We start from the raw sequence: 20,293 nt of genomic DNA, 5'->3' as shown, positions 1-20,293 counted from the left end.
AGTCTAAGAACGCCAAGTCTTGTGGCAATTTATCTGTGAGACAGCGGCAATTATGCCGAGGCATAATCTATTTAGTTCATAACAGGCGTTAATTTAGCGACAACAATACTATTGATGGCATTAATATAAGCTAGCGCACTCGCTTTTAAAATATCTGTATCTGCCGCTTTTGCGATATATTTTTCACCTTCATGCTCGATTGTAATTTTTACTTTTCCAAGCGCTTCTTTACCACGGGAAACGCTATTGATATTATATTCTACAAGTTTTACATCAATGTTTGTAATTTCTGCGATGGCAGAATATAGGGCATCAATCGGACCTGAGCCAACTGCACTTGCTTTAAATATCTGCCCTCCTTTACGTACTTTCACACTTGCTGAAGGGAAGCTTGCGTTGCTGACGACTTGTAAATCATCGAAGTCAAAGAACTGATCACTATAATGTGTGGCATTAGCATTGTTTGCGTCATGTTTTTCATAATAGCTTTCCACAATAACATATAAATCGTGATCGTAAACTTCTTTTTTTGCGTCCGCAAGCTTTAAGAAGCCTTCGAAAATTCCTTCAAACTCATCTGCTGAAAGATTGGAAAAACCAAGTTTTTCAAGGGCATTTTTCACCGCGTGACGCCCAGAGCGAGCCGTAAGGACTAGCTCCATATCGTCAAGACCTACATCTTCTGGATGTACAATTTCATAAGCATCGCGAGATTTTAGAAGGCCGTCTTGATGAATACCAGAGGAATGGGCAAAAGCATTATCCCCAGTTATCGCTTTGTTTACTTGTACGTCTAAGCCCATAAAGCTTGAAACAAGACGAGATGTATTCATAATTTCTCTTGTGTTAATACGTGTCTCAGCATTGTATACAGAGCCACGTGTTTTCAATGCCATGACAACTTCTTCTAATGCTGCATTTCCTGCGCGTTCACCAATGCCATTAATTGTACATTCTACTTTATCCGCGCCGTTTTTAATCGCAGCAAGCGTGTTAGCAGTGGCCATACCAAGATCATTATGGCAATGAACACTCAACAAAACACTATCGTTTAGATTTTTCATACGCTCATTTAGTTTATAAATCATCGATCCAAATTCTTCTGGTTCTGCAAAGCCGACTGTGTCAGGTACATTAATCATTGTTGCACCAGCCTTCATTACGGCTTCGATGGTTTTCCAAAGATACTCGAAATCTGAACGAGATGCGTCTTCTGTTGAATATTGGACTTGTGGTAGAAGAGTTTTCGCATATTTTACTGCATCAACACCAATCTGTAGAATTTGATCCTTGGATTTGCTAAATTTTTTCTCAACATGAATATCAGAAGTACCGAGCACCATATGAATCATAGGATTTTCAGCGTATTTTACAGCGTTATAAACAGCATCGATATCTGCCTGTACAGCACGTGCTAAAGCAGTAATCATAATGTCATTCGTATGACCAACTTTTTGTGCGACAGCTTTAACTGCATCAAAATCTCCTTGTGATGAAGCCGGGAAACCAGCCTCGATAATATCGACGCCTAATTTTTTGAGTTGCTGTGCAATCTCTACTTTTTCATATAAATTTAGTTTTGCACCAGGCACTTGCTCGCCGTCACGTAAAGTTGTATCAAACACCCAAATTTTTCTTCCCATTTTCAAACACTCCTTTTGTAGTAGTCATTATATTGATAAAGTCTCAGCCTTGCACAATAGAGACGAAATACACACTTAGGCCAAATTTCAATAAAAATAAAAAACCCGCCTCTATATAAAAATATAGAGACGAGTTTATGCTCGCGGTACCACTCTAATTGACCTTCTCTTTACAGAAAAAGTCCCCTTATCGACAGCAGTCACTGTCTATCCCGTTAACGGAGGAAACCGACGTCCCTTACTCAAAGTTCAGGGAGTGGCTCATGGACGAGTTCAAAATGTGTGCCTATCGGTTTGCACCAATCACCGACTCTCTACAAGTACACTTGCATTTCTACTATTTCCAATCTTGGCCTACAATAATGTGTTGTTGAAAGCAATGATACTTGGGTATTTTTAATTTGTCAATAAAATTCTAAAAATTATATTTTTTCTGTCTTATGTAAAAGCCTTAATGTTGTCTTATTACCAAAAGCGGAGGCTTTGTTTGTTAAAATATATGCCACGTAAATTGGAGGCTGGGGACTCCTAAATGGCGTATTCTAGATTTCAAAGACATAAGTAATCTCCCGAATCGTATTTAATTAACAAATAAAATTCGGAAGATTGAACACCTTTAATAATACAAGCTTCTTGAAAAGACTTTTTACTCCACTTTAAAACGTGAAACCTGTGTTTGTAATTCCTCGGCCATGTTGGATAGTGTGGCAGCAGAAGCGGCAACTTCTTCAATAGTTGCTAGTTGCTCTTCAGAAGCAGAAGCTACATTTTGTAGATTTGAAGAAGACATCTGTGCGATTGTTGCAATTTCATCGAAGGATGCGTAAATTTGCTCAGCACTTGATGACATTTCCTCTGAAACTGTTGTTGCTTCTTGAATTTGTTGGGATACTTGTTCGATCAGTTTAACGATTGTTGAGAAGCCTTCCTCAGCTACCTTTACCACTTGCATACCGACTTTTACCTCTTGTGTTCCAGTTTCCATAACAGTTACGGCACGGTTTGTATCCTGTTGTATTTCTGAAATCAGACTTGCTATTTGTTCAGCTGATTGCTTGGATTGATCTGCTAATTTCTTCACTTCATCTGCAACTACTGCAAAGCCGCGACCATGATCTCCTGCACGAGCTGCCTCAATCGCAGCATTTAGTGCTAGTAAATTTGTTTGCTCTGCGATATCCGTGATGAGACCAATAATATTTCCGATTTCAAAGGAATGATTTCCTAAGTTTTTCACAACGCTAGCAGATTCTAAAACCGCTGAATTAATTGTGTCCATCTGTGTAATAACACGGTGTAGTGATTCATTTCCTTTATTAGCTTCAGTATTTGTTTCTATAGCAAGCTCTGAAACGGCAGCTGTCGTCGTAGCCAATTGCTGAATGCCTTTTGTCATAGTTTTCATAGCTGCTGAACTTTCAGTAGCATTTTTCCCTTGGGCCTCGGAGCCACTTGCCACTTCTTGTATAGAGGAAGTAATTTGCTCTGTCGCTTGGATTGTTTGTTCAGCGCTTGCGGTTAATTCAGCGGCAGAACCACTTACTTGTACAGTATTATGCCGTACATTTGTAATAAGATCCTTTAAATTTACCGCCATTTGATTAAAGGCAATTGCTAAATCACCTACCTCATCACGATTCTTAATGTGAATTTGCTCAGCTGTTAAATCGCCATTAGTAATCTTTTTAGCGGTTTTTGCCATACCTTTGATAGGGCGGGAGATAAGGCTTCCCATGACCATAGCAATGATGAGACTAGTGACAACAGCGAAGATGCCAAGAATTATCATTTGGAATTTAATAGCTTGAATTTCTTTAGATGTAGCAGCGATTTTTTCTTTTATATAATCATCTTGGTAGTTAGCAAGGTTAGCTACACGGTTATCGAATTGTTTTATAAGTAGGCGACCTTGTGTACTATCGAGCTTTTCGTATTGCTCTGTTTCTCCAGCATCCTTTAATGAAAACATTCGATCTGCGAACTTTTGGACATCTTGCTCACTTTTATTGATTGCCTCTAATAAATCGCTAGATTTTTGAGAATCGAATGAAGCCTTTAATTCATCATATTTCTTTTTAAACTCTTCACGTGAAGCCGTATTACTTTGGAAATTTTGCTCACCCCCAAGTAATAGATAACCTCTGATATTTACAATTTCTTGTTTAGCAATTGCGCGTAGCTCTTGAATACTAATAGATTTAGTTGTTTGTTCTTCGAGTAACACACGATATGTTTTGTTTACTGAATTAAGCTGTTTGAAATTTAATCCGATTGTGCCAACTAATACTAAAATAACAATAAAAAAACCGAGTACTAACTTCTTGTAGATAGTAAATCGCATAGTTGTCGTTTCCTTTCTCAGTAATTTAGTAGAAATGTTACAAAAAAATGAAATGTGTTTATACCATTTATATCAGATTATATGAATTTTACAAAGTATTGCGAGTATTTCTATAATATATATTAGGAATAATAAGGTAAATAGTTGTAGGTAGAATGATAAAAAAGCTGAATAATTTGCTTTTTTACAGTAAGTGAAGGCGGATAGTTACCTGTATACCTCGAAAATTATGACAATTTGCATAAATTTGAAACTAACTGAACTGTAGTAACGTAAAATGAATAAAGGAACAAGTAAGGATGTGGGAAGATATGTATAGGCCAATTTTGAAATTGCCGAAAACAAGATATGAAAAGATTGGGGACTTTATCGGTGGCGGGTTATTTATACTGTCCATTTTTTATATTGTTGTAATGTGGGGACAACTACCCGAGAAGATTCCAGGTCATTTTAATGGTGCAGGAGAAGTTAATCGGTGGGGTTCAAAAATAGAGTTACTCATCCTTCCGTTTATCGGAATATTGCTGTGGATATTACTAGGATTACTTGAAAAAATTCCGCATATTCATAATTACCCAGCACGCTTAAACGAAAGTAATGTAGAGGCGTTTTATTTAAATAGCCGAAAAATATTGAATGAAATAAAAAACCTTTGTCTAATTATATTTACAGCTATATCATTCCAAATGGTACGTATTGCACTTGGAGAGGCAGAGAGTCTTGGTTGGTGGTTCCTACCACTAGTGCTAATTGTAATGGCCATTCCGATTATTAGAGGAATAGTTGTGGCTACAAAAATTAAATAGCTTATCTCAATCTTAAACGCTCGAGAATAATCGAGCGTTTTTTTGTACGAAAATTGCACTAAATCAGCTATACTATCAAAACTAAGAGAAAATTGTATTGATCATTAGAAGAGGTGTCAAAACTATGCTAAAGAAATTTAAAATGAAGGATGGACTGTCTATTGCCATTCATAATCAACCAGAGGAGATGCAATTAGAGGGAATAACCCAAATAGGGAATGCACCTCATGATCGAATAATTGCCTTTGTGTTTACTATTGATGAAATGGTAACGTATTTACAAAATGTACGAAAGTTAAACACGCTTACGGAACAAGGTTATTTATTTTTTGTTTATCCGAAAAAGGGTAATAAGAAGTATGAACAGTTTATCCACCGCGATGAAATCTTCCCAGCAATTCAAGTGGACGAGGAAAAATACATTGTTGGCAGTGATTATAAATTTGCAAGTCTTATGTCGTTAGATGAGACATTTTCTATAGTAAGTATAAAGAGAGATGGCAAGGGACGCGGCAAGAAGACAGCGAGTAGTCAATGCGTTAGTGACTATGAAGGTATGATTCCTCAATTGCGTGATTCACTTATGGAAAATCCGGATGATTTAATATTTTATAATGGATTAACACCGGGTTATCAAAAGGACTGGGCCCGATATATTTATAGTGCGAAAAAGGAAGAGACGCAAGTAGCACGTTTAGAGGAGATGCGTGAAATTATTAGATTGGGCTACAAAACAAAGGAATTATACCGAAAAGCAAAGGCGGAGGGTAAAGCATAATTTATTAAAGAGGCTTTATTGATTCCTTTAAATGATGCTATATTTATTGTAATTAGCAAAATAAGACAGATGGTTAGCAACTAGGATTTATTATGTAGCGGAGCGATTAAATATTAAGTCAGAACGGAGATCAATGCTACGTTATGAAATGAATGAGTCTTTTGATTAATAAAAATACACACCTAGCAATAATACTATGTTGAAAAGAGGGAAGGGCATGAAAAGCACATATATTGAGCAAGTGGATGAAAAATGGCGGGAGAGTTTTGGCAAACTTGTGGACGTGGTAGAAAACAATTTACCAGAGGGTTTTGAAGAAAGTATGTACTATGACATGGTAAGCTATGTGGTCCCACTAACTACTTATCCGAAGGGCTATCATGTCACACCCAATACTCCCTTGCCCTTTATAAGTCTTGCTGCACAGAAACGGCATATTGCAGTTTATCATATGGGCATTTATGCAGATCGAGCGTTACTCTCGTGGTTCCAAGAGGAATATGCGAAACGAGTACCGACGAAACTCAATATGGGGAAAAGTTGTATTCGTTTTACAAGCACTAAAAATATTCCGTTTGAATTAATAGGAGAGCTTGTTGCGAAAATGACACCAGCGCAATGGATTTTAAAATATGAAGGGGAGTTAAATAAATGAAAAGTGCCACTACATTTTTAATGTTTCAGGGACAAGCCAATGAAGCTATCCAGCAATATCAACAGTGGTTTTCAGAATTACAGGTGGAAAGCTTAACCTATATGGAAAACTCACAACAGATTGCGATGGCTGTTCTACATTTAAAAGGTTTGAAAATGATGGTGAATGATAGTGTAATACAGCATAACTTTACATTTACACCGTCAACTTCTATTTTTATGGAATGTGAGTCTGAAGAAGAAATCGATAGTTTAGTTGCTCAAATTTTAGAAGGTGGACAAGCTTTAATGCCACTTAATAATTATGGATTTTCTAAGAAATTTGCCTGGATTCAGGATCGTTTTGGTGTATCATGGCAACTAACGTATAATTGATTTTCAAAAGAAATATAAATAAATGCATTATGTTAGTAGAGGATGATATTAAGTCCGTTGTTAATCATGTTAAAAGGAGAATAGCATATGGTAGTAAATTTAGTGAGACACGATATAAAGTATGCTGAAGCGATGCATGCACTATCTTCTATGCCACAGGTTCGAGATGCACTAGGGTTACCTGCTGGTAAAGTGGAAGATACGATTAATTTTATTAAACGTGAATGTGTGGACGAAGAGGCTGGAAAAACAGTCCCTCGTGTTGTACTGGATGAGGAAGGACAACTGATTGGTGTGACGGCATTAATGTTTATTGATCACAATAAAAAGAGCTGTCATATTGGCTCATGGCTGGGCTATGAATTTTGGGGAAAAGGCTATAATCTTCAATCAAAAGTTGCGATTTTAGATATTGCATTCTTTGAGTTAGGGCTAAAGCGTGTTTTTGCAGGAGCTAGAAAGGTTAATATACGCTCACAAAAGGCGCAGGAAAAGTTGTCTTTTATTCGATTAGGAGTTGAGAATGATTTTCCGCAGGAGCATTCATGGCTAGAGATCAAAGAAAAGCAGCCGTGTGTTTTAAATGTTTTTGAGCGCGAAGATTTTGTTCGATATCGTACATCCTTAAAGAAAGTGGAAGGTGCTCGGGAAGACTATTTACCTCAACTATTATTAGCTGATGAAAGTGAAGTCGCTGTTCGAGAATATTTAGAGGACGGTGAGTTATACGAAATAAAATGTGGTGAGCAGTTAGCGGGTGTAGCGTTACTTCTTGAACAGTCTGATTCGACAGTTGAGTTAAAAAATATTGCGATTGTACCGAAGTATCAAGGTAAAGGACTTGGGAAAGAAGCACTGCGACAAATAACAACCATTTGTCAATCACAAGGATATCAAACGATAATAGTTGGAACTGCAAATTCTAGTATTGATAATATTGCCTTCTATCAAAAAGCAGGTTTTCGTATGGAAGCCATTGAAAAAGATTTTTTCAGTAATTACCCTGAGCCAATCTATGAAAATGGAATTCGTGCACTCGATATGATTTTCTTTTCAAAGGCATTGTAAAATAAAATAAACATAAAAAATACCCGTCCAACTTGAGTTGTGCGGGTATTTTTATTCGCCAAACAACAGTGCCATCAACTTTTCTTTCGAATGTAAAAAGTCATCTAGAGTATAGCGATCTAAGACGGTTAAATAGGCTTGCAATGCTTCGTATAATATGCCTTTCAGCTGGCATTCTGGAGCGATCTTACAAAGATTATTTTCTTTGTCAAAGCATTCGACGAGATGAAAATCCTCTTCTGTATGACGTACTATTTCACCAATTGTAATAGTCTTTGGATCAATTGCTAGGCGAATTCCTCCACCACGCCCTCGAATCGTTTCAATATAGCCCAATAATCCAAGCTGGTGTGTCACCTTCATTAAATGGTTTTTCGATATATTATAAGCATCTGAAATTTCTTGGATAGTTGATAATTGGCCATCTCCCTTCGCACCCAAATATATGAGCGTCCGGAGAGAATAATCTGTGTATAAAGTTAAGCGCATAAGAACACCCTACTTTCTATAGTTCAAAATAATTATAGCATTTTTACCTTGAAGTATTATAAATTCAATACTTTTTTAAAGATGTATTTAAAATACATTAATTATGTCCGTTTTGTTAAAGATGTATTTTATATATTGCTTTTAAAAATTGAGAGCGTTATATTGTAATCATGAAAGGGTGGTAAGCGATATGTTAAAACAAGAAACAGTACAAATTATTAAAGCAACAGTTCCTGTATTAGAAGTTCATGGAGTGGAGATTACTAAAACATTTTATAAAAATTTGTTCCAAGCTCATCCCGAATTATTAAATATTTTTAACCATACAAATCAAGAAAAAGGTCGTCAGCAAACAGCATTAGCAAACACAGTTTATGCTGCGGCAGTTCATATTGAAAATTTAGAAGCTATTTTACCAGCGGTGATGTTAATTGCTCATAAACACCGTAGTCTAGGTATTTTACCTGAGCATTATCCAATAGTAGGAGAATACTTACTAAAAGCGATTAAAGAAGTGCTTGGTGATGCAGCAACAGATGATATCATTAATGCATGGGCTGAAGCATATGGCGTCATTGCAGATATCTTCATTCAAGTAGAAGAAGAGCTATATCAAAAAGCTGAGGGTAATGGCGGATGGCGCTTATTTAAACCATTGAAAGTAGCGAAGAAAGTAGTAGAAAGTGATCTTGTTACATCTATCTACTTTGAAAATGAAGATGGTTCCCCTCTACCAGCTTATGAGCCAGGTCAATATATCAGTATCCGCGTGAAAGTACCAGGTGAAGAGTATTTAATGAACCGTCAATATACACTTTCACAAGCAAGTACAGAAGATGGCTATCGTATTTCTGTAAAACGTGAAGGTGATCATACGCCAAATGGTAAAGTATCTAACTTTATTCACGACGTATTAGAAGTCGGAGATTTAGTGGATGTAAGTGTTCCAGCAGGACTATTTGTCTTAGAAGAAACTGCTGCTCCAATTACATTTATAAGCGGTGGTATCGGTGTAACACCATTAAACAGTATGCTGCAATCACTAAAAGATAATGCGGCAAATGAAGTGAGCTTTATCCAATGTGCGCGCAATGAAAAAGTTGTAGCATTTAGCGATGACATTCAAAAGAAAGTAAATGTGCTTCCTAGTGCAACATACATAGCGTTATATTCGGATGAAAATAAGAAAATCACAAAAGAATTTTTAGCTGAAAAAGTAGCCAACAATGCAGATGTTTACGTATGTGGACCTGCTGGCTTTATGGAAGCGGTCATTAAAAATTTACATGAAATTGGCGTGGAAGACGAAAAAATTCATTATGAATTCTTTGGTCCAGCCATGCAATTAGTAAAATAAAATTCAAAATTGTGGATGACGTGCTCTTATTTAAAAGCACGTCATCTTTTTAATTTTATAAAGAATTAGTCTTTAAAATAATCTGGTCGGTGAAATCCTTCGTAGTCTTTATTAGATTCAATAAATTTTTGAAAATCCGCCGAATGATATGCTTCAATTAAATCATTTACAAATTTTTTATCTTTATCCTCAGTGCGAACTGCTAATAGATTTTGGTATTCGAAGGTTGGGTTCTCCAATGCCAAGGTCGATGATAGTTTTCTTCCAGAGGACAAAATAAAGTTACCGTTTACAAGTGCAAAATCTACGTCAGACAGTGAACGTGGCAATTGTGCTTGCTCCATTTCAACGAAATCAATAGTGTATACGTATTTCGTGATATCTTGTTTACTCACTGTAGTAGGTGAATAACCTTCTTTTAGTTCAATCCATCCAAGATCGTCTAAGATTCGTAGAGCACGTGCAATATTAGCTGGATCATTAGGAATTGCTACTGTATATTCTTTATTTTTTTTAAAACTGTCGATAGAATCAAAACGATCTGAATAGACCCCCATCGGTGCAGTAGGAACTTTAAGTATTTCTGTCAAATCTAAATGCTTCTCTTTTTTAAAGTCTTCCAAATAGGCAGTGTGCTGAAAAATATTAGCATCAATTGAGCCATCACCTAAAGCGATATTAGGCTGGACGATATTACTGAATACAATTGTTTCAATTGTGTATCCCTTTTCTTTTAGTATCGGTGCAATGCCAAATTGAAATTGGTCGCTGTATGGACCGGGTGTAAAACCTATTTTAATTGTTTTATTTGATGTTTCTTGTGCAGTTCCGTTTGAATTACAAGCTCCTAACATTGATATCAATAGCAAAAGGAAAAGAAATTTTTTCATTATTTTATCCTCCGTTATCTAAAAAAGTAATATTGACACTGACTACTAAATAAAAGCAATAAAAAAACGCGTAAACGACAATTGTTTACACGCCTCCGGTGATTCCGGTCAGTAATTATTTTATACCAATTGGATTAGTAGGATTATAGCAAACGCATTTTTATAAATCAATAAGTTTTTAACTTCCTTCAGCAAGTGTTATGGTAGCGAAAGGTCACAACTTCTAAAGGTAGTGAGATGAATGCGGCGGATGCAATTATGCCGAGGCATAATTGATTTTTAAAATATACTTGACTTATCGGTTTTGTTTGGTTTAATATGTAAATTAATTTATATAATGTGGCGACTGAAAAAATCGGAGCTTTGGTTTTAGAACTAAAAGCTCCGATTTTGCTTTTTAGCCATAAAAAATACTCATAGTGACCATAAAAATGGAGCTCTCATTGATGTCTTAAGCGAAGATTTACGCAGGAGATTTGGTGGGAGTTTTTTTGTGTTCATGAAAAGGAGTTGGAGATAATAAATGTCTTTTAGTGGAAGTTTGAAAGATGGAAGAAGTGTGTGGCTGGACGGAGTAAAAGTGGACGTAACAACTCATCCAGCCTTTACGGGAACATTAGAAACTATCACAAATTTATTAGCACTTCTAGATGATGAGAACAATCAAAGCATTGCAGGTTTTAAAATTCCAAAAAGTAATCGATTTGTTCATAGTGCATTTTATATTCCGCGTAGCTATGAGGATTTAATAAAGCGTAAAAAGGCATTTGCTCTATGGTCGAATAAAACCTATGGAGTGATGAGTCGTTTATCAGATTATGCTAATTCTCTAATTACCGGATACTATTTGGATCGTCAACAGTTTGCGCAATATGATGTTGGATTCGTTGAAAAAATAACGAAATATTATGAGCTAGCTAGAGATGAACGGCGAATTGTTACTACTGCAATTTTGGATCCTCAAATTGATCGTTCGAAACCAGCGGAAGAGCAAGATGAAGATGCATTATTGCGTATTATACGGGAGACCAAGGAGGGGGTAGTTGTACGAGGGGCTAAAATGATTGCGACTGGTGCTCCTTATGCACATGATGTCATTGTCACCTCTCCGCAAAAATTATCATCAAATCAAATCGCACAAGCAAATATGTTTATTGTGCCATTAAATTTACCTGGGCTACAAATTGTTTGTCGAGAATCATTTGCTTCAAATAAAGAGCATCATAAATTAAGTTCAAGATTCGATGAAATGGACGCTGTTTTATTATTTGACGATGTTTTAATCCCGTGGGATAGGGTGCTTATTAAGGGTTCACCTGAGGGCGTGTTGAAAGCACATCGGCATCAGCAACTCGATGCACTAGCGCAGCATCAAACGGTAGTTCGTTTACTATCAAAATTAGAATTTGCTGCTGGGGTTACAACGGCAATAGCTCAATCAATTGGTGCAGATTACTTTTTACATGTTCAGGAAAAAATAGGGGAGCTTTATACACAAATTGATAGTATTGAAGCTTTATTAATTTCATCAGAAAAAGAAGGGCATCTAAATGAGCAGAATGTTTATTTACCTAATATTACGCCACTACAAACAGCAAGAAATTTAGGTACGCATTTCTATGGTCGTGCTCTAGATATTTTAAAGGAGATTGGTGCAGGAGGCTTTATTCAATTATCGTCATCTCCGATTCTAGAAAATCACGAATTGTTCCCATTGTTTTCCAAGTACTATAAAGGGGCAAAGGTAGATGCACGAACAAAAGAAAAGCTATTTAGAATTGGGTGGGAACTTATTGGCAGTCAACTCGGCTCACGTCATGATTTATACGAACGGTTTTATACAGGTGATCCAATTCGTGTTCATGCCTTGCAGTATGAAACTTATGATAAATCCTATTTGAAAAATAAGTTAAACCATTTTTTAGATAATTTAATTGAAAGGGAGGTAAATGAAGATGAATACGCAGATTCCATATTTGCGGAGGTTGAATAATGGGCGAACAGTTTGGTTAGATGGAGGGATTGTTAATAATTTAGAAAACCATCAATCCTTTAAAGGGACTGTTCGTACAATCCAGCATTTATTAAATTTACAAACCGTGGAGCCGACAAAATCGATTTTAACGTATGAAACGGCAGAAGGTACAAATGCCCATTTATCTTTTTTAGTGCCAACATCAATCAATGATTTGAAAAGGAAAAGTTTAGCTTATAAATGCTGGGCAGATGAAACATTTGGCGTAATGAGCCGCTTATCCGAGTATTCTCGTTCGCAGTTAGTAGGTTGGTATGCAAGTAGACAACAATTAGATGTTTTGTCACCAGGCATTGCAACAAAGCTTGAAAAACTATACACAGCGGCACGTGATTTAGATTTATTATCAACGGTAGCAGCACATGACCCGCAAAAAAACCGTTCTAAATCTGCTGAAGAGATAGAGCATGGGAAATTACGTGTAGTTACTAAAAATGAAGAAGGTATTTTTGTGAGCGGTGCCAAAACAATTGCTACAGCAGCACCATATGTAGATGAACTGCTCATAACCTCTTATCATAAGCGAGGGTTAGAGGAAGCACCAATGGCAAATGTATTTTATGTTCCAACCGCAGCTCAAGGGTTACATATGGTATGTCGAGAATCGTTTGCTTCCACTGATTCACACAACCACCCTTTAAGCTCTCGTTTTGATGAAATGGATGCTGTCGTAATTTTTGATAATGTTCTAATCCCTTGGGAAAGGGTGTTGGTAGCAGAAGATCCTGAATTAGCTTGGAAGCTGCGAACTGAAACGGCATCATCTTTGTTAAGTCAGCATCAAACGGTTGTACGCCTAATTAGTAAATTAGAATCGGTAGTAGCAATTGGCAACGAACTTGCGGAAACAGCTGGAGCGACGGAGTTTTTACATGTAAAAGAGAAGTTAAGTGAGTTAATCATACAGTTAGAAACTATAAAGGGTTTATTAACTGCGGCTGAATATGAAGCTATCGAACATAATGGAATTTATCTACCTAAACAACGATTTTTAACGACTGCCCGAAATTTAGGTACACGTTATTATCCACGTGCTTTGGAAATATTACAGCAAATTGGAGCAAGTGGATTATTGCAAGTGCCGTCTACTATTGAAGAAATCAATGGGCCAATAGGTGACAAGTTACAGGCGTATTATGGAGGTACACATACAAGTGCATTTGCAAGAACCAAATTTATTAAACTAGCTTGGGATTTAATAGGTAGTCAGCTTGGGGCGCGTCACGAATTATATGAACGTTTTTATTCAGGTGATCCTGTTCGTACCTTTGCAGCGCAATATCAAAACTATAGTGAAAAGGATCGATTGTTAAAGCTAGTTGAAGAATTTAATTAGGTAAGGAGAGAGAACGATGAAACCACATTTTTATTGGTTTGCTCCTACAAGTGGAGACGGAAGGTATTTAGGGTTAAAGCAGCCTGAAAGAGAGCCAACCTTTGAGTATTTAGTAGATGTAGCTCAAACGGCAGAAAAAGCAGGATTTGAAGGGATTTTGATTCCTACTGGTATTCCTTATTTAGATTCTTGGCTCGTAGGGTCTGCTATCATTCATCAGACAAAGCATATAAAGCCGTTAATTGCATTTAGACCCGGCTTTGTTTCACCGACAGTTGCATCTAAAATGGCAGCGACTTTAGATCAATTTTCGAAGGGAAGAGTGTTGGTCAATGTTGTAACGGGCGGTTCAGAAAAAGAGCTAGCACAAGACGGTGACTATTTATCACATCAACAACGCTATGAACGTACAGATGAATTTTTAACTGTAGTGAAAGAAACCTGGCAAGAAGAATCATTTCATTATGATGGCGAGTTTTTTAAGGTAACTGAAGGAAAGTTGATTCCTACTCTTTATCAAGAAAGTGGTATTCCTATTTATTTTGGAGGTTCTTCCGATGTGGCTAAGGAAATAGCTGCAAAAGCTGCAGATGTTTATTTGCAATGGGGAGAGCCTATAGCAAGCATTCAGGAGCAAATTCAAAATGTTGAAAGTCGAGCTAAAAAGTATAATCGTCGATTAGAGTACGGTATTCGAATTCATATAGTTGTACGTGATACAGAACAAGAGGCTTGGGATGCTGCTTATAACATTATTAGTAAAATTGAAAACCCTGTACAATCGAATCTGAATCAATATTATGAAACGGTAGATTCAGTAGCTCAAAAAAGAATGAACGTCCTTACTGCTGAAAACGAGCGATTTGATCAATACAGTTGGGCTGGTATAGGTAAAATTCGAAAAGGTGCAGGAACGGCTATTGTTGGTACGCCAGAGCAAGTAAAAGCAGGATTGCAAGCGTATATTGATATCGGTGTAACGCACTTTATTTTATCAGGCTTCCCACATAAGGAGGAAGCGGAAATTTTCGGAGAAAAGGTATTGCCATTATTTGAATAAATGGAGTGATCATTGAATGGAATTTGTTATTTGGGGCTCAAATTTAGCAGGTGGATTTCTACGTTCTAGAATAGAGCAAAATACAGAAGGAAGCTTTGAGTACAATAAAACACTGATAAAATTAGCTGAAAAGTTAAATATAAATGCTGTTTTATTTCCGATTCGATATATGGGGAATATCGGTGGTAATGGTAGTGCTGAGGAAGGACAGCTGGATGCCCTAACGCTTGCGGCAGCATTATTTGCTGAAACGGAAAATATTCACTTTATAGCAGCTGTTTTGCCTGGGTTCATCCATCCAGCAACTTTAGCCAAAATAGGTTCAACAATAGACGTCATTTCAAATGGTAGATTTCATATTAATTTAGTGAGTGGATGGTTTAAAAAAGAACAAGAAACCTTTGGTATTGAGTGGATCAACCATGAAGATCGCTATCGACGTTCAACTGAGTATTTAGAAGTATTGAAAGGTCTTTGGTCACAAGACAACTTTAGCTATGAGGGCGATTTCTATACAATAAAAAATGCTACGCTTACACCAAAACCAATTCAAAAGCCATATCCTTCAATTTATCAAGGTGGTAATTCAGAGGACGCTCAAGTTATGGCAGGCGTGCACAGTGATGTTTATTTTATGAACGGAGCTCCGATTGAAGAGCTGCAAAAACAAATTGAAAATGTAAATGAAATTGCGAAAAGAAAGGGGCGGACGATAAAATTTGCTGTTAATGCATTTGTGATTGCCCGTAAAACTTCTGAAGAAGCGTTCCGAGAATTTCAATCAATTATTGATCATGCCGATGAAGAAGCAATCTTGCAGTTCCGGAATCGCAAAGAAACGTTAGGGATGTGGAAAAATGCCACTCAGTTAAGTGATTTTGTAGCTAATAATGAAGGTTTTCGTACAGGGTTAATCGGTAGTTATGATGAGGTAGTTACTAAATTACAAAAATTAAGTAGCATTGGTATAGAAAAAGTGCTAGTTACTTTTAAAGAACCGTTAAAAGAATTACCTGAATTTCATAAACATATTAGTACAAAACTAAATCACAGTATTTTTAATCCTTAAAACATTGTAATTCTATAGGTTAAATACAAAAAAGGGGTGTAATAAAGCAAACTTTTATTTGTGCAGAGCATACAATTCCTTGGTAATCATACTGCAAAAAAACTGAAAACAGTCATTATAAAAAACCTTTACAAAAAAATATGGTTCATCACCAAAAGTTGTGGATGACTTTTGTTAAAACTTCTACTATGTAAATAGTTGATTGGAGTGGAAACTGGGCGACTCCTCGGGGATCAGTAATAGAGGATCGAAGGCGTTATCACATCCTGTGATAACGCCTTCGTGACCAACATCGTGTTGGCCCGAGACCCTGCAGCGTAGCGGATGTTTTCTGTGCGAAAGCGTAGCGACAGCAACACCAAAAGCGGCTCATCGGACGCCCCCAGGAAGCTCTGCTCTGTGCGAAAGCGAAGCGTCGGCGGCAAATGTTTTCTGTAGCGAAAGCATAGCGACAGCTACAAAGCGCCCAGTCGGAACGGAAATCAACCACACGTTTTGGTGATAATCCAAAAATATTAGCTGAAAGAAGTTAAAGATTTACATGAGATTGGTGTGAAAGACGAAAAAGTTCATTATGAATTCTTTGGTTCAGCCATGCAATTAACAAAATAAACAAATAATGAACCCTTGTTATAAGAAGCAGCTATCTGCACTTGTAGCAAGGGTTTTTGTGTGAATATGCATAAAAAGTTATTAGATTTTTCACAGTTATGAAAAAAAGTGATTGAATTCATAGTAAAATAAGTGGTAATATACCTTATAAGAATACTTGGTATTGAAAGGGGAATGGTAGATGGGTCAAATGATTATTACAGGACTTATTTGTGGAGCTTTACTTGGATTTGTTATGCAACGTGGTCGTTTTTGCTTAACTGGCGGCTTCCGCGATATGTATTTGACAAAAGATAATCGTATGTTTTACGCATTACTTATTGCGATAGCAATTCAAAGTGTAGGTGTATATACCTTAATTAGTTTGAAGGTATTTGAATTTAGTGCTGGTTCTTTACCGATCGTAGCTGTTATAGTTGGTTCATTTATTTTTGGAATTGGCATTATTTTTGCTGGTGGTTGTGCAACAGGGACTTGGTATCGGGCAGGAGAAGGTCTAATTGGCAGTTGGATTGCATTAGCTGGTTATATGCTTGTAGCAGCAATGGTGAAATCAGGCGTATTGTTGCCATTGGATAAGACTATTAAAGAAACGAGCATTGAAAGTAATTCTATTGCCGAGACAATTGGCGTAAACAACTGGTTGATTATAACTATTTTTGTAATAGTTGTAGCATATATCGTATACCGTGAGCTCAAGAAGCCTCGATTGAAAATCCCGGGGTTAAAGCCGAAAAAAACGGGATTAGCACATATTTTATTTGAAAAACGTTGGCATCCATTTATAACTGCAACAATTATTGGCGTGATTGCAACTTTAGCATGGCCATTAAGTGTTGCTACTGGTCGCATAGGAGGGTTAGGCGTTACAACACCTTCTGCTAATATTTTGCAATTTTTGGTGACTGGACAAATAAATTTCATCAACTGGGGCGTTTTCCTAGTACTAGGGATTTTCTTAGGATCATTATTCGCAGCAAAAATGAGTGGTGAATTTAGATTCCGTATTCCAGATACAAAAACGGCGATTAACAGCTTTTGTGGTGGACTTTTGATGGGATTCGGCGCAGGTTTAGCAGGAGGTTGCTCAATTGGTAATGGATTGGTGATGACAGCGATGATGACTTGGCAAGGCTGGATTTCATTAGGGTTTATGATTTTAGGTACATGGACAGCATCTTACTTTGTATTCGTTCGACCAAGTAAAAAAGCTAAGCGAGCTGCGCAAGTAATAACAGCGTAAAAAAAGGAGTGTATATTCATATGAAAAAAACATTAGAAGTAATGGGGATGGTTTGTCCATTTCCTTTAGTAGAAGCAAAAGAAGCTATAAAAGACTTACATTCAGGCGATGAATTAGAAGTGCAATTTGATTGTACACAAGGTACCGAATCCATTCCTCGTTGGGCTGCTGAAGAAGGGCACGAGGTAACGGAGTATGAACAAGTTGGCGAAGCTGCTTGGACAATAACTATTAAAAAGAAGTAAGTCTTCATAGCAATGCGCTATTAAGCGAGAAATTCGATGATAGAATCGTCGGATTTCTCGCTTTTTTTTGTAACTGAAAGATAAGAAAATGAGGGTAACAACCAGAAAGGGATCGATAAAGCGTTGATACAAGAGGGAACTGATATTGTAACGATGATTAAGAAAAATTCAAGCTTGCATGTTGACAATATACCTAATGGGGTATATCATGAATCACGTAAGCAAGTTCAATCAATCGTTTTGAAAGGAGGCGTGATAGTATGGCTTACGGTACAAAAACGGCTAATCGGGTGAAGCGAATAGAAGGTCAACTGCGTGGTGTTTTACGCATGATGGAAGAAGAAAAAAACTGTAAGGATGTAATTACGCAGCTATCTGCCGTGCGTTCTGCGGTTGATCGGACTATTGGAGTAATTGTTAGTGAAAATTTATTGGAATGTGTAACGACTGCTGAAGGGGATGCGGGAAAAGTGAATACAGCCATCCAAGAGGCGATGGATTTAGTCGTGAAAAGCAGATAAATTTATATACCCTAAATAGTATGTGGAAGGAGGCAATGTTACTTGGGAACATGGATTTTACTTGCTGTTGTTATAGCGTTTTTCATTTGGCGAATGAAGCCAACGAAAGGGGTGCAGTCAATTTCGGCAGCGCAATTGAAAAGTATGTTGAATGATAAGGATAAAGTTTTTATCGATGTACGTACACCGGCTGAATATAAGGGGCGAAATATCCCGCAATTTAAAAATATTCCACTTGGTTCGAGTTTTGATAAATTACCGAAAGATAAAGAGATAGTGGTCATTTGTCAAAGTGGGATGCGTAGTAGTCAGGCGTGTAAGCAATTAAAAAAACAAGGATTTGAACGTGTCACAAATGTCCGTGGAGGCATGAGCGCATATTAGGAGGAGAATGGCATGAAGGAAATTTCAACAAAGGAAGTACAACAAGCTTTAGAACAAGGTCAGGCAATAAAGTTAATTGATGTACGTGAAGTGGAGTCAGGGCACATTCCGGGAATGATTCATATCCCACTTGACTTACTTGAATTTCGTATGCATGAGTTAAATAAAAATGAATCATATGTTATCGTTTGTCGATCAGGTGGTCGTAGTGGTCGTGCTACTCAATTTTTAGAAAGTCAAGGCTTCGATGTATCCAATATGGTTGGTGGCATGCTCGCTTGGGATGGTGAAGTACAGTAAGGAGATGCTGTAGCACTTGCTATATTTTTTTTAACAAAAATAATACCCGTGCAGGTATGAGGGAGGAAGTTATGAGTATGAAGGTAGATTTTCAGCTAGATGCCAAGGGGCTTTCTTGCCCTATGCCAATTGTTAAAACGAAAAAGGCGATGGCTGATTTAGTGGATGGTCAAATTTTAGAAGTCTCAGCGACAGATAAGGGTTCGAAAGCAGATATTGCTGCATGGGCTGAATCTGTAGGTCATCAATATATTGGGACTGTGGAAGAAGAAAATGTGCTTAAACATTACATTCGCAAATGCTCAGACGACACAATGGATGAGAAAATATTTGAACGTACAATTGCGTTAGAAGTGGCGATGGAAAGGGAAGGTCTTATTCTCGATGTTCGCGAAGAGGCAGAGTTTGCTTTTGGACACATCGAGGGAGCGAAGTCTATTCCGATGGGTGAACTAGAAGTACGTCTTTCAGAACTTGATAAAGAGCAAGAGGTTTATGTCGTATGTCGAACAGGGAAGCGTAGTGATCTAGCTGCTCAAAAGCTTGTGGCACAAGGCTTTACAAAGGTATTTAACGTTCTGCCAGGTATGACATCCTGGACGGGACATTTAACAAAACAAATTTAGGAGGAATTTATTATGTCAAATAAAGTAGCGATAATTGCAAGTAACGGTGGTCTTTTCGATGCGTATAAGGTATTCAATATTGCAACGGCAGCGGCGGCTACAGAAAAAGAAGTAGCTATTTTCTTTACATTCGAAGGATTAAATTTAATTCATAAACAAGGGATGCATGCATTACCTATGCCTGCTGGAGCGGAGCATTTTGCAGAAGGGTTTGCTAAAGCTAATGTACCAGCAATTCCACAATTGGTGGAAATGGCACAAGAATTAGGTGTGAAATTGATTGCGTGTCAAATGACTATGGATGTAATGGGTTTAACGATAGCTGATTTTATTGAAGGTATTGAGGTTGGGGGAGCTGTGACATTTTTAGAGTTTGCTAAAGATGCAGCACCGTCATTGACATTCTAATTTATTTGTAACTATACAAGCGGAGAGGACAGTCCTTTCCGCTAAAAAATTCG

21 protein-coding genes and 1 other annotated feature are annotated in these 20,293 nt (G+C 37.2%); of the genes, 17 read left to right on the top strand and 4 right to left on the bottom strand.

What is annotated here, in order from left to right:
- Nucleotides 1-71: 71 nt before the first annotated feature.
- The gene (locus C7Y47_RS09740; RefSeq protein WP_142508603.1) at nucleotides 72-1,643 is read right to left on the bottom strand and encodes a 2-isopropylmalate synthase; all 1,572 of its coding nucleotides are present in this window, start codon (nucleotides 1,641-1,643) and stop codon (nucleotides 72-74) included.
- A 122-nt stretch (nucleotides 1,644-1,765) separates the two neighbouring features.
- Nucleotides 1,766-2,003 (bottom strand) — a binding site (T-box leader).
- Nucleotides 2,004-2,289: 286 nt separating this feature from the next.
- Nucleotides 2,290-3,984 (bottom strand): methyl-accepting chemotaxis protein, encoded by a 1,695-nt coding sequence (locus C7Y47_RS09735; protein WP_142508602.1) that lies wholly within the window; start codon nucleotides 3,982-3,984, stop codon nucleotides 2,290-2,292.
- A gap of 311 nt (nucleotides 3,985-4,295) precedes the next feature.
- Here C7Y47_RS09735 and C7Y47_RS09730 point away from each other — a divergent pair, with 311 nt between their 5' ends.
- From C7Y47_RS09730 to C7Y47_RS09710, 5 genes are all read left to right on the top strand, one after another.
- A complete protein-coding gene (locus tag C7Y47_RS09730; protein ID WP_142508601.1) occupies nucleotides 4,296-4,790 on the top strand; it encodes a DUF1648 domain-containing protein in 495 nt (164 codons plus the stop codon).
- A gap of 124 nt (nucleotides 4,791-4,914) precedes the next feature.
- Nucleotides 4,915-5,568: a YdeI/OmpD-associated family protein gene (locus C7Y47_RS09725; RefSeq protein ID WP_142508600.1), complete on the top strand. Its 654-nt coding sequence runs from the start codon at nucleotides 4,915-4,917 to the stop codon at nucleotides 5,566-5,568.
- Between the two features lie 217 nt (nucleotides 5,569-5,785).
- On the top strand, nucleotides 5,786-6,223 hold the full coding sequence (locus C7Y47_RS09720) for a DUF1801 domain-containing protein (RefSeq protein WP_142508599.1): 438 nt from the start codon (nucleotides 5,786-5,788) through the stop codon (nucleotides 6,221-6,223).
- Nucleotides 6,220-6,597, top strand: a complete 378-nt coding sequence (locus C7Y47_RS09715) for a VOC family protein (RefSeq protein ID WP_142508598.1) — start codon at nucleotides 6,220-6,222, stop codon at nucleotides 6,595-6,597. The genes C7Y47_RS09720 and C7Y47_RS09715 overlap by 4 nt, the downstream gene beginning before the upstream one ends.
- Before the next feature lie 87 nt (nucleotides 6,598-6,684).
- A complete protein-coding gene (locus C7Y47_RS09710) occupies nucleotides 6,685-7,665 on the top strand; it encodes a GNAT family N-acetyltransferase (protein ID WP_142508597.1) in 981 nt (326 codons plus the stop codon).
- A 51-nt stretch (nucleotides 7,666-7,716) separates the two neighbouring features.
- On the opposite strand, the gene C7Y47_RS09705 is transcribed toward C7Y47_RS09710, so the two are convergent.
- Complete coding sequence (locus C7Y47_RS09705) at nucleotides 7,717-8,154, bottom strand: Rrf2 family transcriptional regulator (protein ID WP_142508596.1); 438 nt, start codon at nucleotides 8,152-8,154, stop codon at nucleotides 7,717-7,719.
- Between the two features lie 190 nt (nucleotides 8,155-8,344).
- On the opposite strand from C7Y47_RS09705, the gene hmpA reads away from it, so the two are divergent.
- Entirely contained in the window at nucleotides 8,345-9,511 is a 1,167-nt protein-coding gene (gene hmpA, locus C7Y47_RS09700; protein ID WP_142508595.1) for an NO-inducible flavohemoprotein, read from the top strand.
- 65 nt (nucleotides 9,512-9,576) lie between these two features.
- Here hmpA and C7Y47_RS09695 read toward each other — a convergent pair whose 3' ends face one another.
- Nucleotides 9,577-10,401 (bottom strand): MetQ/NlpA family ABC transporter substrate-binding protein, encoded by an 825-nt coding sequence (locus C7Y47_RS09695; protein ID WP_142508594.1) that lies wholly within the window; start codon nucleotides 10,399-10,401, stop codon nucleotides 9,577-9,579.
- A 523-nt stretch (nucleotides 10,402-10,924) separates the two neighbouring features.
- Here C7Y47_RS09695 and C7Y47_RS09690 point away from each other — a divergent pair.
- From C7Y47_RS09690 to C7Y47_RS09640, 11 genes are all read left to right on the top strand, one after another.
- Nucleotides 10,925-12,394 carry a 4-hydroxyphenylacetate 3-hydroxylase family protein gene (locus C7Y47_RS09690; RefSeq protein WP_142508593.1) on the top strand — a complete coding sequence of 490 codons (1,470 nt, stop codon included), beginning with the start codon at nucleotides 10,925-10,927 and terminating at the stop codon, nucleotides 12,392-12,394.
- A complete protein-coding gene (locus C7Y47_RS09685; RefSeq protein ID WP_142508592.1) occupies nucleotides 12,357-13,772 on the top strand; it encodes a 4-hydroxyphenylacetate 3-hydroxylase N-terminal domain-containing protein in 1,416 nt (471 codons plus the stop codon). Before C7Y47_RS09690 ends, C7Y47_RS09685 begins: the two co-directional genes overlap by 38 nt.
- A gap of 16 nt (nucleotides 13,773-13,788) precedes the next feature.
- Complete coding sequence (locus C7Y47_RS09680; protein ID WP_142508591.1) at nucleotides 13,789-14,832, top strand: LLM class flavin-dependent oxidoreductase; 1,044 nt, start codon at nucleotides 13,789-13,791, stop codon at nucleotides 14,830-14,832.
- 16 nt (nucleotides 14,833-14,848) lie between these two features.
- Nucleotides 14,849-15,901 carry an LLM class flavin-dependent oxidoreductase gene (locus C7Y47_RS09675; RefSeq protein WP_142508590.1) on the top strand — a complete coding sequence of 351 codons (1,053 nt, stop codon included), beginning with the start codon at nucleotides 14,849-14,851 and terminating at the stop codon, nucleotides 15,899-15,901.
- A gap of 793 nt (nucleotides 15,902-16,694) precedes the next feature.
- On the top strand, nucleotides 16,695-17,756 hold the full coding sequence (locus C7Y47_RS09670; protein WP_142508589.1) for a YeeE/YedE family protein: 1,062 nt from the start codon (nucleotides 16,695-16,697) through the stop codon (nucleotides 17,754-17,756).
- A gap of 20 nt (nucleotides 17,757-17,776) precedes the next feature.
- The gene (locus C7Y47_RS09665) at nucleotides 17,777-18,001 is read left to right on the top strand and encodes a sulfurtransferase TusA family protein (RefSeq protein ID WP_132361421.1); all 225 of its coding nucleotides are present in this window, start codon (nucleotides 17,777-17,779) and stop codon (nucleotides 17,999-18,001) included.
- Between the two features lie 260 nt (nucleotides 18,002-18,261).
- Nucleotides 18,262-18,522 carry a metal-sensitive transcriptional regulator gene (locus C7Y47_RS09660; protein WP_132361424.1) on the top strand — a complete coding sequence of 87 codons (261 nt, stop codon included), beginning with the start codon at nucleotides 18,262-18,264 and terminating at the stop codon, nucleotides 18,520-18,522.
- 93 nt (nucleotides 18,523-18,615) lie between these two features.
- A complete protein-coding gene (locus C7Y47_RS09655) occupies nucleotides 18,616-18,906 on the top strand; it encodes a rhodanese-like domain-containing protein (RefSeq protein WP_436970104.1) in 291 nt (96 codons plus the stop codon).
- 12 nt (nucleotides 18,907-18,918) lie between these two features.
- Entirely contained in the window at nucleotides 18,919-19,206 is a 288-nt protein-coding gene (locus C7Y47_RS09650) for a rhodanese-like domain-containing protein (RefSeq protein ID WP_142508587.1), read from the top strand.
- A gap of 77 nt (nucleotides 19,207-19,283) precedes the next feature.
- Nucleotides 19,284-19,832: a sulfurtransferase TusA family protein gene (locus C7Y47_RS09645; RefSeq protein ID WP_142508727.1), complete on the top strand. Its 549-nt coding sequence runs from the start codon at nucleotides 19,284-19,286 to the stop codon at nucleotides 19,830-19,832.
- A 12-nt stretch (nucleotides 19,833-19,844) separates the two neighbouring features.
- Entirely contained in the window at nucleotides 19,845-20,240 is a 396-nt protein-coding gene (locus C7Y47_RS09640; protein ID WP_142508586.1) for a DsrE/DsrF/DrsH-like family protein, read from the top strand.
- Nucleotides 20,241-20,293: the final 53 nt, after the last annotated feature.

Origin of the sequence: Lysinibacillus sphaericus (assembly GCF_006864135.1) — a bacterium.
GTDB lineage: Bacteria > Bacillota > Bacilli > Bacillales_A > Planococcaceae > Lysinibacillus.
This window is presented reverse-complemented; position numbering and strand designations above follow the sequence as displayed.

Bases quoted from the DNA above. Each gene is read 5' to 3' on its own strand.
- C7Y47_RS09640 (WP_142508586.1), top strand. From the start codon at position 19,845: ATGTCAAATAAAGTAGCGATAATTGCAAGTAACGGTGGTCTTTTCGAT.
- C7Y47_RS09725 (WP_142508600.1), top strand. From the start codon at position 4,915: ATGCTAAAGAAATTTAAAATGAAGGATGGACTGTCTATTGCCATTCAT.
- C7Y47_RS09695 (WP_142508594.1), bottom strand. From the start codon at position 10,401: ATGAAAAAATTTCTTTTCCTTTTGCTATTGATATCAATGTTAGGAGCT.
- C7Y47_RS09655 (WP_436970104.1), top strand. From the start codon at position 18,616: ATGAAGCCAACGAAAGGGGTGCAGTCAATTTCGGCAGCGCAATTGAAA.
- C7Y47_RS09645 (WP_142508727.1), top strand. From the start codon at position 19,284: ATGAAGGTAGATTTTCAGCTAGATGCCAAGGGGCTTTCTTGCCCTATG.
- C7Y47_RS09650 (WP_142508587.1), top strand. From the start codon at position 18,919: ATGAAGGAAATTTCAACAAAGGAAGTACAACAAGCTTTAGAACAAGGT.
- C7Y47_RS09740 (WP_142508603.1), bottom strand. From the start codon at position 1,643: ATGGGAAGAAAAATTTGGGTGTTTGATACAACTTTACGTGACGGCGAG.
- C7Y47_RS09690 (WP_142508593.1), top strand. From the start codon at position 10,925: ATGTCTTTTAGTGGAAGTTTGAAAGATGGAAGAAGTGTGTGGCTGGAC.
- C7Y47_RS09730 (WP_142508601.1), top strand. From the start codon at position 4,296: ATGTATAGGCCAATTTTGAAATTGCCGAAAACAAGATATGAAAAGATT.
- C7Y47_RS09705 (WP_142508596.1), bottom strand. From the start codon at position 8,154: ATGCGCTTAACTTTATACACAGATTATTCTCTCCGGACGCTCATATAT.
- C7Y47_RS09660 (WP_132361424.1), top strand. From the start codon at position 18,262: ATGGCTTACGGTACAAAAACGGCTAATCGGGTGAAGCGAATAGAAGGT.
- C7Y47_RS09670 (WP_142508589.1), top strand. From the start codon at position 16,695: ATGGGTCAAATGATTATTACAGGACTTATTTGTGGAGCTTTACTTGGA.
- C7Y47_RS09680 (WP_142508591.1), top strand. From the start codon at position 13,789: ATGAAACCACATTTTTATTGGTTTGCTCCTACAAGTGGAGACGGAAGG.
- C7Y47_RS09710 (WP_142508597.1), top strand. From the start codon at position 6,685: ATGGTAGTAAATTTAGTGAGACACGATATAAAGTATGCTGAAGCGATG.
- C7Y47_RS09715 (WP_142508598.1), top strand. From the start codon at position 6,220: ATGAAAAGTGCCACTACATTTTTAATGTTTCAGGGACAAGCCAATGAA.
- C7Y47_RS09665 (WP_132361421.1), top strand. From the start codon at position 17,777: ATGAAAAAAACATTAGAAGTAATGGGGATGGTTTGTCCATTTCCTTTA.
- C7Y47_RS09685 (WP_142508592.1), top strand. From the start codon at position 12,357: ATGAATACGCAGATTCCATATTTGCGGAGGTTGAATAATGGGCGAACA.
- hmpA (WP_142508595.1), top strand. From the start codon at position 8,345: ATGTTAAAACAAGAAACAGTACAAATTATTAAAGCAACAGTTCCTGTA.
- C7Y47_RS09675 (WP_142508590.1), top strand. From the start codon at position 14,849: ATGGAATTTGTTATTTGGGGCTCAAATTTAGCAGGTGGATTTCTACGT.
- C7Y47_RS09720 (WP_142508599.1), top strand. From the start codon at position 5,786: ATGAAAAGCACATATATTGAGCAAGTGGATGAAAAATGGCGGGAGAGT.
- C7Y47_RS09735 (WP_142508602.1), bottom strand. From the start codon at position 3,984: ATGCGATTTACTATCTACAAGAAGTTAGTACTCGGTTTTTTTATTGTT.